The 14,697-nt window shown below is 50.2% G+C and carries 11 protein-coding genes; 1 reads left to right on the top strand and 10 read right to left on the bottom strand.

The window, feature by feature from the left end; genetic code table 11:
- Window positions 1-81 precede the first annotated feature (81 nt).
- The 9 genes from I2B62_RS01880 to I2B62_RS01840 form a co-directional block, all read right to left on the bottom strand.
- Complete coding sequence (locus I2B62_RS01880; RefSeq protein ID WP_195267277.1) at window positions 82-573, bottom strand: hypothetical protein; 492 nt, start codon at window positions 571-573, stop codon at window positions 82-84.
- A gap of 98 nt (window positions 574-671) precedes the next feature.
- Window positions 672-1,754 (bottom strand): FAD:protein FMN transferase, encoded by a 1,083-nt coding sequence (locus I2B62_RS01875; protein ID WP_195267276.1) that lies wholly within the window; start codon window positions 1,752-1,754, stop codon window positions 672-674.
- An 8-nt stretch (window positions 1,755-1,762) separates the two neighbouring features.
- Window positions 1,763-2,677 carry a YitT family protein gene (locus I2B62_RS01870; protein WP_195267275.1) on the bottom strand — a complete coding sequence of 305 codons (915 nt, stop codon included), beginning with the start codon at window positions 2,675-2,677 and terminating at the stop codon, window positions 1,763-1,765.
- A 146-nt stretch (window positions 2,678-2,823) separates the two neighbouring features.
- Complete coding sequence (locus tag I2B62_RS01865; RefSeq protein ID WP_243259391.1) at window positions 2,824-3,675, bottom strand: class I SAM-dependent methyltransferase; 852 nt, start codon at window positions 3,673-3,675, stop codon at window positions 2,824-2,826.
- Window positions 3,676-3,743: 68 nt separating this feature from the next.
- Entirely contained in the window at window positions 3,744-3,953 is a 210-nt protein-coding gene (locus tag I2B62_RS01860) for a hypothetical protein (RefSeq protein WP_195267274.1), read from the bottom strand.
- Between the two features lie 10 nt (window positions 3,954-3,963).
- Window positions 3,964-4,656 carry a hypothetical protein gene (locus tag I2B62_RS01855; RefSeq protein ID WP_195267273.1) on the bottom strand — a complete coding sequence of 231 codons (693 nt, stop codon included), beginning with the start codon at window positions 4,654-4,656 and terminating at the stop codon, window positions 3,964-3,966.
- A gap of 102 nt (window positions 4,657-4,758) precedes the next feature.
- Complete coding sequence (locus I2B62_RS01850) at window positions 4,759-6,072, bottom strand: MFS transporter (RefSeq protein ID WP_243259390.1); 1,314 nt, start codon at window positions 6,070-6,072, stop codon at window positions 4,759-4,761.
- Window positions 6,073-6,176: 104 nt separating this feature from the next.
- Window positions 6,177-6,692: a C-GCAxxG-C-C family protein gene (locus tag I2B62_RS01845; RefSeq protein ID WP_195267271.1), complete on the bottom strand. Its 516-nt coding sequence runs from the start codon at window positions 6,690-6,692 to the stop codon at window positions 6,177-6,179.
- Window positions 6,693-6,703: 11 nt separating this feature from the next.
- Window positions 6,704-9,760, bottom strand: coding sequence for a diguanylate cyclase (locus I2B62_RS01840; RefSeq protein ID WP_243259389.1), 3,057 nt, complete (start codon window positions 9,758-9,760; stop codon window positions 6,704-6,706).
- 179 nt (window positions 9,761-9,939) lie between these two features.
- On the opposite strand from I2B62_RS01840, the gene I2B62_RS01835 reads away from it, so the two are divergent.
- Complete coding sequence (locus I2B62_RS01835; protein ID WP_195267270.1) at window positions 9,940-13,137, top strand: UvrD-helicase domain-containing protein; 3,198 nt, start codon at window positions 9,940-9,942, stop codon at window positions 13,135-13,137.
- A gap of 56 nt (window positions 13,138-13,193) precedes the next feature.
- Here the strand turns inward: I2B62_RS01835 and I2B62_RS01830 are convergent, their stop codons facing one another.
- Complete coding sequence (locus I2B62_RS01830; RefSeq protein WP_195267269.1) at window positions 13,194-14,630, bottom strand: MFS transporter; 1,437 nt, start codon at window positions 14,628-14,630, stop codon at window positions 13,194-13,196.
- Window positions 14,631-14,697 lie beyond the last annotated feature (67 nt).

The raw sequence follows: 14,697 nt of genomic DNA, 5'->3' as shown, positions 1-14,697 counted from the left end.
TATACCGACATTAATGTTTCGTTACGATCGCCCCGCCACATAAAAAAGAGAGATGAAAACCGCTCTTTTCATCTCTCTTTCTCAGGCTGTCAAAACGCTGCCGCTTTTCTTATTTACCGAGATAACCGCCTGCTCCAGGATCAAAGTGACCATGCCGATGACCTTCCCATCTTTACAGAGCACCTCCGCTCTGTATCCCGGTCCGCCCGACGTTCTTTCCGCCAGTATACAGGCATCCGGAAAGGCATGGCCCAGGGCCAGAAAATAGCAATGCACAGCGTCCGGGCTTCCCTTCCTTATGATGCTTCCGTCAATATTCACACCACTCAGGCCTGTCTTTTCATTATAAGCCACCGGTCTGCACCCAGCGTTCTGAAAAAAGCCGGCCGCATTGGGGTAACGCCGGCACACCTGTTTATAAACCGCCTGTCCTGTTTCACTGTGGTCATGCTTATAGCACAGAGCCGCTATGGCGGCCAGCTCGTCCGCCTCTGTCCCGGCAAAGGACTGGCAGCTCAACTGCCATTTGCCTGTTTTCTCTGTTATCGCTTGTTCTGAAAATCCCGCATTCATTTATTTCCTCTTTTCCACCACGTCCGGTGGCTTCTTTTTTATGCTTTTATTATATTCAAAAGCTCATAAAGGTTTTGTAAATAAATGGGTGTTCAGAATCAAGGTTCTGTAAATTCCAGTGTATACTGGCTGCCATAGTGCTGCTCATCAAAGACAAAAGCATCTTCCATTCCTTTTGTTCCCACAATGCGGTTATCCTCTGTCACAAAAACAGCCTCAATGCCCTCTGTCCCGCCGATATAAGCCATGGCCTGATCGAGCCCCATCACGAAGAAGGAGGTTGACAGCGCGTCCGCTTCGGCAGAATGACCGCTTGTGACCGTCACCTGGTGCAGCCCGGATTCCGCAGGATAGCCGGTCTTAGGGTCCAGAATATGGTGGTATCTTTTACCGTCTGGGCCGATAAAGTAGCGCTCGTAATCCCCTGAGGTGACCACGGCGTTATCCCGCTCTTTTAAAACGCCAAGGGTGGAGGCATTGCTGATACTGCCATTACTCAGCGGGTCTTCAGGATCTGCCAGGCTCACGGTAAAGGGCTCACGCTTCGACTTCCCGCCGATCAGCACCACGTTGCCGCCGAGATTAATAATGGCCCGCTCCACACCTTCCGATTGCAGAACCGCCTTTACCTCATCACCGATAAACCCTTTTGCGATGGCACCCAGATTAATCTTCATTCCCGGTTCTTGCAGAAATACCGACTGGGCGGCTTCATCCAGCACCACCTTCCGGTAATCCACAAGGGCCCTGGCCGCGTCAATGTCGGACTGCTCAGGTACAGTACCTTCCCCCGGCGTCTCTATTTTCCATAAATCCACAAGGGGACCGATGGTGATGTCAAAGGCCCCGCCCGACTTCTCACTGTACTCCAGCCCCTTTTTTACCGCGTTAAAGGTATCCTGAGATACCGCCACAGGCTCCTGGCCGGCCGCAGCGTTAATTTTAGAAATCTCACTGTCCTCCGAAAAAGCGTTCAGCTTATTATCAAGCTCGCGGATCCGGTTAAAGGGCTCTTTTAAAACCGCTTCATCCGACTGGCCATAGACCGCGATGGTGATCACCGTGTCCAGCGCGAAATCGGTGCGGGTCGCGACTTTTTCTTTTCCGCAGCCCGCCAGACTCACAAATGCCATACACACAGCCAGCACCAGTCCGGCTAATTTTAAGTATTTGCTTCGCATACACCCTCCTAACTCAGGCTCAGCTCGTCATAATCTTCGTTAAAGCCTTCGCCCAGCACCTCATGGACATCCCCGATGATTAAGAAGGCTCTGGGATCAATGGCGGTCACAATCTGGCGCAGCTGGACAACCTCCTTCTGAGAAACCACCACCATCAGCATTTCCTTTTCCTCCTCAGTATACATTCCCTTGATGGGAATTCCCGTGTTGCCGCGGTCCAGATACTCAAAAATCGCTTCGGATATTTCCTTGCTTTTATCGCTGATGATCAGAGCCTCCTTGGCAAAATGAACGCCCTCCAGCATGCCATCAATGATTTTAGAGCAGACATAAACACTGATAACCGCGTAGACGGTCCGCTCTGGTCCAAAGATAAAAAAGCCCAGTGCAATAATGGCCGCGTCGATAAAAAAGATGAGCTTGGCGATCGGAAAATGCGGGTGGATGAATTTGACAATGGCCGCCAGCATTTCTGTCCCGCCGGTGGTTCCATTGACACGCATCACCATACCGATGCCAACGCCGGACAGCACGCCGCATGCCAGCGCCGCCAGCAGCAGATCATCCTTAAAATCAAAGATGTTGGGAATATACTCGACCACCCATAAAAACAGCGTCATCAGCAAAACCGCGTAGATGGATTTTTGGATAAAGCCAAAGCCCCTCTGCTTCAGGCTGATCAGGTACAACGGCACATTGAGAACAAGGTTCGTGACCGCAAGGGGCACCGCAAAACCAAACCAGCTCTCCGTTACCGCCTTCACGACAATGGCGAGACCGCTGATTCCTCCCACGACCAGGCCTGCCGGGTCTGCAAACCAGCTGATCCCCAGTGAAAGCAAAAAGGCTCCGACTGCGATCATGCCAAAATCCTTCAACGAGCACCCCCCAAAGGGTATTTTTTTATTTAATTCTGTCTTCATCTTACTGTCTCCTTTATTCTGAACTCACTGTCCTCGATTATAACATTTTACCCGAAGCGCGAAAACCCCATCAACCTAAAGTTTTCTTCACACCGGCTTCTCTGTAATAAAAAAGAGACGAGGTGTTTCACTCATCTCTTAAAAAATCACGCTGTCCGGGCCACTGCGCAGAGTGTTTTGCTGACCTCCGACAATGGCTTTCCACATACGTCGTCAAAAAACATAACCGTGTCAACCCCCGCGCGTCTCAGCTCATTTTCCATCGAAGCTCTTGTAAAAATCTGATTCCAGATATTAAAGCACTGGCACGCATCATCTGTGATGATAATACTCTGCTCCAGTGTGTTTTTGGTTTTGGGATAATGCATATTTCTGCTCAGGCACGCGTAAGCATCTGGTGACCAGAACCCGCCATCCTCATAAGATATCTCCTGCTTTACAGGCACCTCCTGCCAGAATTTTTCTGTAAACCCATCCACTATAAAGAGTCCACCGGGCTTTAGCGCCCTTTTTACCTTTTGCAGCAGCAGCCCCCGGTCCGCTGGACATAAAACCCCGTAGTCACAATAGATGAGCGTAATCACGTCAAAGGCATCTGCATAATCAATCTCCAGATAATTTTGATACAGATATTCGATCTTTTTCCCTTTTAAAGCCGCCTGAGCTTTCGCGTAATCAATGGAGCGGCGCGAAAAATCAATGCCTGTAACCTTGAACCCGCTGGAGTGAAACAAATCGGTGTACAGGCCTGGTCCGCAGCCAAGGTCCAGCAGACTACTCCCCTCGGGCTGCCTTAACTCCGCGATCCATTCGGCCGACGTTTTGATAAAATGATGATTTCTGGACGCAGAGTCCACCTCCGGCTCCAGATGAGCCTTGAGCATCTGCCTGGAAATGTGCGGGTCGTCCCAAAACTTTGAGGTGCACGGCGCGTAAACCTCTGGCCTCTGCCGGATAAAATTCATTAATCTTTCGTACAACATTTCTCCTCGTTTCATTCTTTTTATTCCTTTTTTAATGGAAAAGACCCTCGATTGTAAGCGAGGGTCTCCTGATTTTTCAAAGATTACTGCACGTTGGTATTGCCTGCGTTTGCCAGCATCACCTGACGGAGCATGTTCATGGCTTCTGTAAACTCCTCAAGGCTTAAGCCCGGCATTTTTTCAGCCACCAGCTCGTAGCCGGCCTCAAAGGTCGGCGCCACATTGACATTCGCCATTAAATCAGGATCGCCCAAAAAGGCATCTAATATTTCTTTGAATCGTTCTTCTGTCATTTTAGTTCTCCTATTTTTTCTTTTTAAAAAGCCTTGTAAAAAAGGATTCCTTCTTGGCCGCATCGCCTTGGATCTTTGACCGGGCGGCGTCCGCCTTGTCCGGCATGTCCAGCTTCTCATAGGCGTCGGCCAGAGCGCTGTAAAGATCATTACTGCCGATGGGGCTGACCTCATGGTTTTTCAGGCGTTTTTCGCCTTCTTCCAAAATACCAGCAGCCTTTTCAAAATCCGTTTCATGCCTTATCCCATTTGTGAAGGTTTTGGCATAATCAACCCATACGGTCAGATCGCTCTCCTTGTTTTTCATCAGCTCTTTGTAAAAAGCGTCGCCCTTTTTCAGGTCACCCTTTTCCAGATATGCGGAGGCGAGGGCGTTGTTGATAATCCGGCGGCTGACATTGCTGATATCGTCATAATTTCTCAGCATGGTCTCACAATAGGTAATTCTCAGATCCAGCCGTCCATAGTTGACGAAAGCGTCCTCGAAATCAGTCATCCATGTAACGGGCGACGTATCCCATCCGGACCAGCCGTCCAGTACGCCGTAAAAGCTGCGGCTGTCATTTTTCTGGTTATAATTATTAATTTTAGTCCATACCTGCCACCAGTAGTTAACGGATTTTTCAGGGCTCTCTGAAAAAAATTCATATCCTTTTTTGATGGCGGTGTCCATTTTTCGATAATCCTTCTCAGTCCACTGCATTTTTATTCCCCACTTATACGTTATAATAGTGCTATTATAACGTATAAAGGAAAATAAATCAAAACCCAGGCCCGGAAACGGCCTGAAATCTTGAGTTTTGCTTTATTCCTTATTGGCCGGACTGTTTTCGGGATGGTAAAGCGTCCGGGCTACCACAATGGAGTCCCCACGCTCGTACAGACTGTCGAGATAGTCCAGATAGGCGCCGGGTGTGATGATCCCATTTACCCTTAACAGGTCGATCCCCGACTGGCCGACAATGCTGTCCGCAAGCTTTACGCAGTTTGTGCCTACCGCATAATAGGTTTTGAAGGGATTTCCCTTTTTAAATTTATAAAAACGTCCCTTTGAATTATGATAGGTCTGGCTGGCCACATCCTGATAGCCCTCCGGATTTCCTTCGATTTCGCCCTTTTCTGCCTGTAGTGCCAGCGGTTCCCAGGGGATCATATCGGCTTTTAATTCCGCGATGCGCTTCAATATGGCGTTTTTCTGCTCTGGCTTCAAAGCGAGGCCGTAAACCATCAGAACCTTTTTCTCAACCTCCAGCGACATGCGTATGTGCGTCTCCCGGTCCATCTCAACCATTACGCCATCGGCGAAGAAGCCTCCCATCTTCCAGGTAGCGTCATCATAGTTCCCGTAGGTGTATACCTGATCGCCAACCGCGATGTCCACGTGCCCCATACCCGGGATCAGGCCCTCGCGCGTATGAATATAGATTTCCATATCCGGCTCATGGCGCTGCGCCGGCTCCTGTACCAGCAGCAGCTCGTCAGGATCTTCCTCGACCAGACGGTTGACAGTCCTCAGCATTCTCATCGGTAAAAAAGCAGCGATAAAAGCCGGCAGCGGCACGCGGACCTTCCGTTTATATTTTTGAGCCGCGGTGTTGTTTCCCATCAAAGAAACCAGGGCATCGCCAAAAATATTAAAAGAAAAGACCACCAGATACAAGCCGAGCAGCACGCTGAACAGACGCCCTCCCGCCTCCGCAAAAAACATGGCGAAGCCGATGACCAGGTAGGCGGCCGCTGTGATCAGGGTCCCGATCCAGCCCGCACCGTCTCTGCGCAGCTTAAAAGCATTCAGCAGCACCAGCAGGCCAATGACAACTGCCAGCACAGCGGATACCAGTCCGAAGGTGCCGCCGATTAAACGTGGCATGGCAAACAGCGCGGCGCTGCCCAGAACACAAAGCACCCCCAGCCCAAAGGCCTTTAATTTCTGCTCTGTTGTCCTGATAAAAACCGAAAACAGGTAAATCAGCCCAACTGCGAGAATCAGGGCTGCGACGCTCCATTCGATAATGCTCCAGGCCAGCGTTGTGTTAAAGATAAGAACCAGTCCCGCGCACAGAACCAAAACAGCGATAATGATCCAGACCACTGGTGCGGTGTTTTTTAGTGTATGCATAATACTCCCCTTAACAATAAGTTTATCAGATTTATTATACAATAAAACCGCGCTGCCATTTCTTCAAGACTTCTTCAAGAATTAAGCGGCAGCGCGGTCGTTTTTTACTTCATTTCTCCCATGTTTTTGCCATAGGGCAGCTCAAAGGCTTCTTCCTGCGGCATCTGCAGATATTCATAGGCCATCACAGCCGTGGCGCCAATAAGCTTGAGACAGGCCTTTTTCCGGTCTTTGCTGTGCCAGTCGTCATATTTGGAACAGATTTCCCTGCAGAGCACACCGTCATTAGCTGTCTCAAAATCATGAACCATTTTGTTGTAACGGCGGTAATACTTCGCAGCGACTTCATGGCCTCTTTCCTCATCCGGCACCGCCCACGGGTCTGGCCGGCCATACACGGCGCTGTTTGCCATGACCGCACCGGATAAAGCCCCGCAGGTATAACCGCTCAGCCCGATGCCGCCGCCAAAAGCGGTGCACATCGCCCTTGTTTCCGGCGCAACCTCCAGCACCCCTGCCCTGATCAGCGCATCGTAAACACACTCCGCACAGTTCAGGCCGCTTTTAAAGTTTTCAACCGCATAACTGAAAATCTGATCCTTTTTTTCCTGGTTTTCCATTTTTCTGCTCCTTAATTAAAATTTTGTTCTTCAAAAGTAATATCCGGCACCGGTCTTCCAAAAAGATATCCCTGAATAAAATCAACACCGTGGGGTTTTGCAGCTTTGTACTCACCTTCTGTCTCCACACCCTCCAGGCAGACCTCAATGCCCACATCATGGCACAGCTCAACAATGAATTTGATAAACGTCAGATCAAAATGGCTTGTCTGAACATCTTTTACGAAGATCCGGTCAATTTTCACGATATCCGCCGGAATTTTTTTCAGAATGCCCAGTGAGGAGTAGCCCGTTCCAAAATCATCCATGGCGATTTTCATACCAAAGCTTCGGATTCGTTCAAAGACCCCCTCGATCCGGTCTATATTTGAGGCGATATAGCTTTCTGTCATCTCCACCACCACATTCGCCGGCGGAACACCGCTGTTTAACACGGTTCGCTCCATAAAATCAATGAACCCGGCATCCTCAAGCTGAACATAGGACAGGTTAATACTGATGACAAAATCCGGATCTTTTTCAATCCAGCGGGCACAGGCCTCAACCGCCTGTTCAAAGATCCATTTTCCCACCGGAATAATAAGGCCGCTTTCCTCCAGAATAGGGATAAACTGATCTGGTGGTATCTGCCCATACTTTTCACATTTCCAGCGCGCCAGCGCTTCGGCCCCCTTGAGCTTTCTGGCCGCTGCATTGACCTGAAGCTGGTAATACACCTCAAAGCCCTCAAACTGATGCTCCGCGCTTTCACGCAGCAGCTCGGTCAAATCAAGCTGGCGGGTTTTCCCGGTTAAAATGTCCTTCGTGAAAAAGGCGATCTGGTTTTTACCCTTGCTTTTAGCGTATTCCAGCGAATAGCCCGCGTATTTGATTAAATCCAGATAGGTTTCGCCGTCCTGCGGATAAAGGGTGCAGCCCGCGGAAAGCGTACAGTAAAATTTCTTGCCGTTAAACTCCTGCTGATGGTTGACAGCCTGATAAATTTTTGCATAAATGCGCTTTAGGCCCGCTACGGTCGCATCTCTGAGAATAATGCCAAACTCATCGCCGTCCATCCGGTAGACTGTGGCATCTGGCGGCAGGAAGGTCTGAATTTTCTGAGAGGTGATTCTTATAACCTCATCGCCAAAGCTGCGGTTATAGAGATCGTTAATACGCTTAAACTCGTCCATTCCCAAAACCATGATGCCGATGGGCTGCTCTGGTTCTGAACGGATCAGCCGCTCAACCTCCTCCTCGAACTCAAATTTATTGAAAAGCCCGGTCAGGTGGTCTATTTTATTTTTCTTGCCCAAATTAGTAATAATACCGGCAAAAAGGGTCGGCTCTCCGGTCTCGTCACGTTCCAGATGGCCCCTACACCGCATCCAGACCCACTCGCCCTTCCGGTTCCGGGCACGGTACTCGACGCTGTGGCAGTCTGTTCTGCCATCGGTTATTTCCTGGTTCGATTCAAGAAAGGCGTTTTTATCCAGATCGTGAACCCGGGCGCCCCAGACGGCTGCGGCATTCTCAATCACCTCACCGGGAAGATCAAACTCCTCTACCATGGCCTTTGGATAGCGGAAGGTGTTTGTCTTCATATTACACACATAAATATAGTCATCCGTACTCTGGACCAGCGCGTCGTAGAGATGCTCCTTATCATAGCTGAAGGCTTCGGCGCGGCTCTGTTTTTCGCCATTTTTTCGATACTTTTCTTCCGCCTTCCGGATATGGAACAGCCGCTTCTTCTCGTACATCTTTTCGTCGACGCCTGTCAGAATCTCTGTGAGCGTCCTCCGGTCCTGGGGTTCGACCTCTGCATAACCACAGCAGAAGTCCATCTCATAGGGCTTTTGGTGCTCCTTCCTGAAAGACTGTATCTGCTCTCTCGCATGCCGGATCTTTTTCTTGGAGGCGGCAAGGCTGGTATCCCAGAAAACAATGATAAACTCATCGCCGCTCAGTCTGAAGATATAATCCTGCGGCGCCAGGCACGCTTTAATGCTTCTGGCAATGGTCTTCAGCAAGACATCCCCCTCTGCGTGCCCGTAGGTGTCATTGACTTCCTTCAGGTCGTTAACGTCGTACATGGCCACAATCACCCGGATTTTGTCTGCCCTGGCCTGGCTCAGCGTGTGGCTCAGCGCCAGCTTCCCGGCTCTCCGGTTCAGCAGATCGGTCAGCTCGTCAATGGCCGCGGCCCTCTCGAGCTGCCTGGTCAGCGTATTGTCAACGGATTGCTGGAAGTGCACGGTCCGGCCGTCTATCCAGTGCATAAAGCTGTCATAATTTTTATAGTTTATACCGGTTAATGTGTTTTTTTCTTCCCAGGTGATGGACGGGTGCTCATCCTCATTGCTCAGCAGAGCCGGTACCGGACAGAAGGGGCAAGGGCCGTCCATTCCTTTCTGAAGCACCTGCCAGCAGATTTTACCCTCGGGTTTGTCAACTCCAAAGGTTTTCTGCATGGCCTTGTTCATAAAAAGGATCTCATTGGTCTCGACATCTGTGACATAAATATTTGTGCTGGTATTGTCCATCAGCTCATTGAAAACATAGCCCTGGAGAGCGTACTCCTCATAACGGGCGCGGTTAATCAGCGTCACGCTGATCGTGGACACCATTAATTCCAGCAGGACGATCTCCTCATCTGTCCAACGGCCGGCCCGCTCCGGCTTCTGCACCAGCAGCGCACCTGCCAGCCCATCATCACAGGTGACAGGAAACAGCGCGTAAGCAGAAGCGCTTTCGATGCCCGTCTCCGGTTTATCGGCCTCACATGCCGCGCGCTCCACAGTCTGCCACCTGTCCAGAGCATTATGAATAACAGCTGTCCAGAGCGCCCTATCCTGGCCATCTTTCCAGAAAACGCCTTCCTTTATGCCACCTTCCCGGGAGATCTGCATAACTGCCAGCTGGCTTATTGGAAAGTAACGCCTGAGAAATTCTGCCAGATAACTGACACTTTCCTTTAAAGTCTTATTGTCGATCAGCAGAGGCTTCAGCTTTAATAAATCTTGACCAATCTGTAATAAATAGTCTTTATATTTTTCTCGTTTGTCCATTGGATTCATATCCTTCATTTATCCTCATCGTTTGTCTTAATTGTTTACACTCAGATTAATTCTATTATAACATTTACTTAGAAAGAATAAAAGCTGACAATATAAAAAAGCTCTGGGCTGGCCGTTTTACCTCCCTTGTACATTCAGGGGAAAAAGGCTATAATTAAGCTTATCTTAATTAGAAACAGGTGACTATTTTGTTTATTTCCGATTTACATATACATTCCCGCTACTCAAGGGCCACCAGCAAGGAATGCACGCCAGAGCACTTGGATCTCTGGTCGAGAAGAAAAGGCATTGATATTCTGGGGACCGGCGACTTCACCCATCCTGCGTGGCGGGAGGAATTGGGCGAAAAGCTTAAACCAGCTGAATCAGGCCTCTATACCTTAAAAGATGAATTTCGTTTAAAGGATGATACCGCAGGCGTCAAAGCCGATCCACGCTTTGTGATCTCCGGCGAGATCAGCTCGATTTACAAAAAAAATGGAAAGGTCCGCAAGGTGCACAGCGTCATTCTACTGCCAAGTCTGGAATCCGCTGAGCTCTTTTCTAAAAAACTGGAAGCCATCGGCAACATCCACTCCGACGGACGGCCCATTCTGGGGCTTGACTGCCACGACCTTTTGGAAATCATGCTTGAAACCTGCCCAGAGGCTGTCTACATCCCTGCCCATATCTGGACACCGCATTTTTCGCTTTTCGGCGCTTTCTCCGGTTTTGACACCATCGAGGAATGCTTTGAGGATCTCACGCCCCATATCCGCGCCCTGGAAACAGGCCTGTCCTCCGATCCTCCTATGAACTGGCGTCTTTCCGCCCTCGATGGCTATCAGCTTATCTCAAACTCCGACGCCCACTCCCCCGCCAAGCTGGGGCGTGAAGCCAATTTAATGGACATCGACCTCAGCTATGAAGGGCTGGCGGGCGCGATCCAGGAGGGTAAAGGGTTAGCTGGAACCATTGAATTCTTCCCCGAAGAAGGCAAGTATCATTACGATGGACACCGGAAATGCCATCTGTGCTTAAGCCCAAAGGAGGCGGAGCCCTATAATGGGAAATGCCCGGTCTGCGGCAGAAAGCTGACCATTGGCGTCTCCCACCGTGTCGAGCAGCTCGCGGACCGGGACGAAGGCTTTACGCTTAAAAATGCCCGCCCCTACGAAAGCCTGGTTCCTCTGCCGGAGGTTATCGCCGCATCGACAGGACGTTCCGCGGCCAGTGTGAAAGTACAAAAAGATTACATGGAAATGCTGCAAAAGCTGGGGCCGGAATTCTCAATTCTGCGTGAAGCACCCATCGAGGAAATCAAAAAAGCCGCAGGGTTTCTTATCTCAGAGGGCATTAACCGCCTCAGAAAGGGTGAGGTTGAACGGATACCCGGCTACGACGGCGAATATGGCAAGGTCAAACTGATTGATGATTCTGAGTTAAATGCCCTGGACGGCCAGGTCAGCCTTTTTGCGTCTTCAGAACTGGCGCAGATGTCCCGGAAAGAAAAGGCCGCAAAACAGCTGCCTGCCGCAGGCAAACCCGAAGAACCCGAAGCAGCCCAGCCTCCGCATCCCATTATGACAGAATCGCTAAACGCAGAGCAGCTGGAAGCTGTTATAACCGCGCGGAGAGCCATCGCCGTCATCGCAGGTCCGGGAACCGGAAAAACAAAAACCCTGGTTTCCCGTATCCTTCATTTACTCAATGAACGGCGCGTTAAGCCAACGGAGATCACTGCCGTCACCTTTACGAACAAAGCCGCCGCCGAAATGCGTGAGCGGCTCGAGAAAGAGCTGGGAAAACGCGCTGCCAGACAGGTAAACATCGGAACCTTCCACAGCCTGTGCAATAAAATCTTAAAGGAGCACCGCGAAAGTTTTACGCTGGCCGACGCCCTTGAAACCCTTGAAACCGCAGAAGAAACCATTCGCCATTTTGGCCTGACCCTTTCCGCAAAGCAGTTTCTGAAGGAAGTCTCTCTTTTGAAAACCGGCCTGTCAAGGGAATCAAACGTCCTCTCAGAAGCTGCCTTCGATTATTACGGCCAGCAGCTCAAAGCACTGTCTGTCCTGGATTTTGACGATCTTCTCATCGAAACGCTGGCAATGCTGGAATCCGAAGATAAAAACAGCATCCGTAAAAACCACTACAGCTTTTTATTAGTCGATGAGTTTCAAGACATCAGTCCCATCCAATATGAGCTTATCAAATCATGGAACCGCGATGGCCGAGAGCTTTTTGTTATCGGTGATCCCGACCAGTCCATCTATGGCTTTCGCGGCTCAGACGCCCGATGCTTTGAGCGCCTGAGTGCAGATTACCCTGAGCTCCAGACCATCCGGCTTGTGCACAATTACCGTTCCACTCCAGAAATTGTCACCTCGGCCTGCCAGGTCATCAATCAAAATGGCTGCCTGACACGGGAGATACAGCCATTCCGGCCAAAGGGCGCTCCGCTTAAGCTGGTGAGCGCTCCCAGCGAGCTGTCAGAGGGGATTTTTGTCGCCCGTGAAATCAACCGGCTCATTGGGGGGATCGACATGCTGGACACCGAAACCGCCGATAACCGCCAGGACAGCCAGACCATGCGCAGCTTTTCAGATATTGCCGTGCTCTACCGTACGCACAGACAGGCCGAAATGCTCGAAACCTGTCTGAAAAAGGAGGGCATTCCCTATGTAATCACCGGCAGGGATGATTTTCTTACAGACCGGAGCGTCCGGGGAACCGTCTGCTTTTTCAGAACGCTCCTCGACCCCAAAGACCAGCTTTCCCTCAGACTGTGTTTGAAGCTTCTCTGGGATCTGCCGGAGGAAACAGCGGATATCCTGATTAAAGCCCCTGACCAGATTGATGCCAGCCGCTGCCCCTATGTCTATCTGAAGGAAAAATACCAGTCCAAAACAAAGCGCACAAAGCCACAAAAGCTTCTGGAGGACTGGGCTGCCGAGTTGGGCTTAAACGAGAACAAGGCCTTCACAAAATTTCTGGACATGACGGTCTTTTACAAAACGCTGACAGAGTTCATGGACACACTGACCTTTGGCGAAGAAGGGGATCTTAAAAGAAGCGCAAATAAAACCTATGCCTCAGATGCGGTTACCCTTATGACCCTCCACGGCTCCAAGGGGCTGGAATTCCCCATTGTATTTCTCTACGGCGCCAAAAAAGGGATGATGCCTCTGGAGGTCGGCAAGCTGTCCTCCGATCTTCAGGAGGAACGCCGCTTGTTCTTTGTGGGTATGACCCGGGCCAAAGATGAGCTGATCCTCACCACCTCGTCGGAACCTTCTCCATTTTTAGACGAATTGCCAGAAGCCATGCTGAAACGCCAATTGGCCGGTAAGCCGCTGAATCCAAATGAAGGCAAGCAGATCAGCCTCACCGACCTTTTATCCTGAGACAATGAATAAAGCCGATGTCTACAGACCAAACGCTGCATTCACCGGCTTATATTTTATTTCTCCTGCTGGGCAGCCGGCTTCCGTTCCTGCCTTCTCGCATAGATAAAACGGACAATGGTCAGCAACGCGCCAACAAAAACGACAAGCGCCAGCATGATATAGACAGAATGCAGACCGTATAAAAAGATATCCGGCTGACCAGGAATATAATTCGTGACCCGGTACCCTGCCATATCACTCATCCGGCTGTACAGCAGCGATGTCCCGGCGGTGATCCCCACCGACATACCCATATTCCTCACCAGGCCAGCCAGACTGCCTACCAGGCCCAGCTCGTCCCGGGAAACACTGCCCATAACCAGAGAATTATTGGGAGACTGGAACAAAGCGCTGCCCACTGCCACCACTGCCAGAAAGAGGATAATCACTGCAATGGTCGTATTAATGCCAAGCATTGTCATCAGGGCCAGCCCGACCGTCGTAAAGATCAAGCCGATCATGGTCGGCAGCTCACTGCCGATATGATCCGACATGGTGCCGCTGATGGGGCCCATGACCGCTGTGATCAGCGGGATAACCGTCATCAAAAGTCCCGCCATTCCAGGGCTGAACTGCCGGGCGTCCTGGAGATAAAAAGGCATGATAATATTGTTTGCGCCAATGGCGATAAAAGCTGTCAACATGGTAAAAAGATTCAGGGAAAACATCTTGTTTTTAAAAATACCGATGGGTACCAGCGGATCGTCCATCCGCTTTTCAACCATAATAAATAAGACCAGAAATACCGCGCCTACGATAATGCCAATGATAATCGGAATGCTCACGCCATTTTGCAGCAGCGTAGCCGAACCAAACAGCAATAGTATTGACAGCAATAACAAAACCGAGCCCTTTGCGTCCAGACGTCCCGCTTTCGCCGGTTTTTTATTCGGCAGGGTTCTCAGGCCAACTAAAAAGGAAATCACGCCAACCGGTATGTTGATCAAAAAAATATAAGTCCAGGGAAGCACTGTGAGGATCATCCCGCCAAGGGTCGGGCCAGTCATGCTCCCCAATGCTACAAAGGTACTGACAAATCCAAGGGCTTTTCCCCGCTCATCCGGCGGGAAGGACTCTGTGATGATTCCCTGGTTGTTGGCAAGCGCCGCCGCGCTGCCCAGCCCCTGCACCACCCGCGCGCCAATCAGGAGCGGCAGCGTACCGGAGATACTGCACAGCAGCGATCCGATGGTAAAAAGAATGACACCCAGCTGAAAAATCCGAACCTTGCCGATCATATCACCCAGACGGCCAAATATTAAAATCGTGGCGCAGGTTACCACGAGATAAATACTGGCCACCCACTCAATATCACCCATGCTTGCGTTTAACTCGCCTGACATAACCGGGAGCGCCACGTTCACAATACTTCCGTCCAGCGTTACCATAAAAGTCATAATCAAGACCGTGAATAAAATACTCCACTTACCGTATGTCCTGTTCTTGTGCATTTACTCATCCCTTTTCTCTTAAAATCGTGCTTTTGATTCATTCTTTTGGTTTCTTTTTTGTTTAATA

Source organism: Eubacterium sp. 1001713B170207_170306_E7, from assembly GCF_015547515.1.
Taxonomy (GTDB): Bacteria; Bacillota; Clostridia; order Eubacteriales; family Eubacteriaceae; genus Eubacterium.
The sequence above is the reverse complement of the archived record's forward strand: the minus strand, read 5'-3'. Positions and strand labels throughout refer to the sequence as shown.

Excerpts from the sequence above, each read along its gene's own strand:
- I2B62_RS01840 (WP_243259389.1), bottom strand. The coding sequence starts at position 9,760 with ATGAAGGATATGAATCCAATGGACAAACGAGAAAAATATAAAGACTAT.
- I2B62_RS01880 (WP_195267277.1), bottom strand. The coding sequence starts at position 573 with ATGAATGCGGGATTTTCAGAACAAGCGATAACAGAGAAAACAGGCAAA.
- I2B62_RS01870 (WP_195267275.1), bottom strand. The coding sequence starts at position 2,677 with ATGAAGACAGAATTAAATAAAAAAATACCCTTTGGGGGGTGCTCGTTG.
- I2B62_RS01845 (WP_195267271.1), bottom strand. The coding sequence starts at position 6,692 with ATGGAAAACCAGGAAAAAAAGGATCAGATTTTCAGTTATGCGGTTGAA.
- I2B62_RS01860 (WP_195267274.1), bottom strand. The coding sequence starts at position 3,953 with ATGACAGAAGAACGATTCAAAGAAATATTAGATGCCTTTTTGGGCGAT.
- I2B62_RS01855 (WP_195267273.1), bottom strand. The coding sequence starts at position 4,656 with ATGCAGTGGACTGAGAAGGATTATCGAAAAATGGACACCGCCATCAAA.
- I2B62_RS01875 (WP_195267276.1), bottom strand. The coding sequence starts at position 1,754 with ATGCGAAGCAAATACTTAAAATTAGCCGGACTGGTGCTGGCTGTGTGT.
- I2B62_RS01830 (WP_195267269.1), bottom strand. The coding sequence starts at position 14,630 with ATGCACAAGAACAGGACATACGGTAAGTGGAGTATTTTATTCACGGTC.
- I2B62_RS01865 (WP_243259391.1), bottom strand. The coding sequence starts at position 3,675 with ATGAAACGAGGAGAAATGTTGTACGAAAGATTAATGAATTTTATCCGG.
- I2B62_RS01850 (WP_243259390.1), bottom strand. The coding sequence starts at position 6,072 with ATGCATACACTAAAAAACACCGCACCAGTGGTCTGGATCATTATCGCT.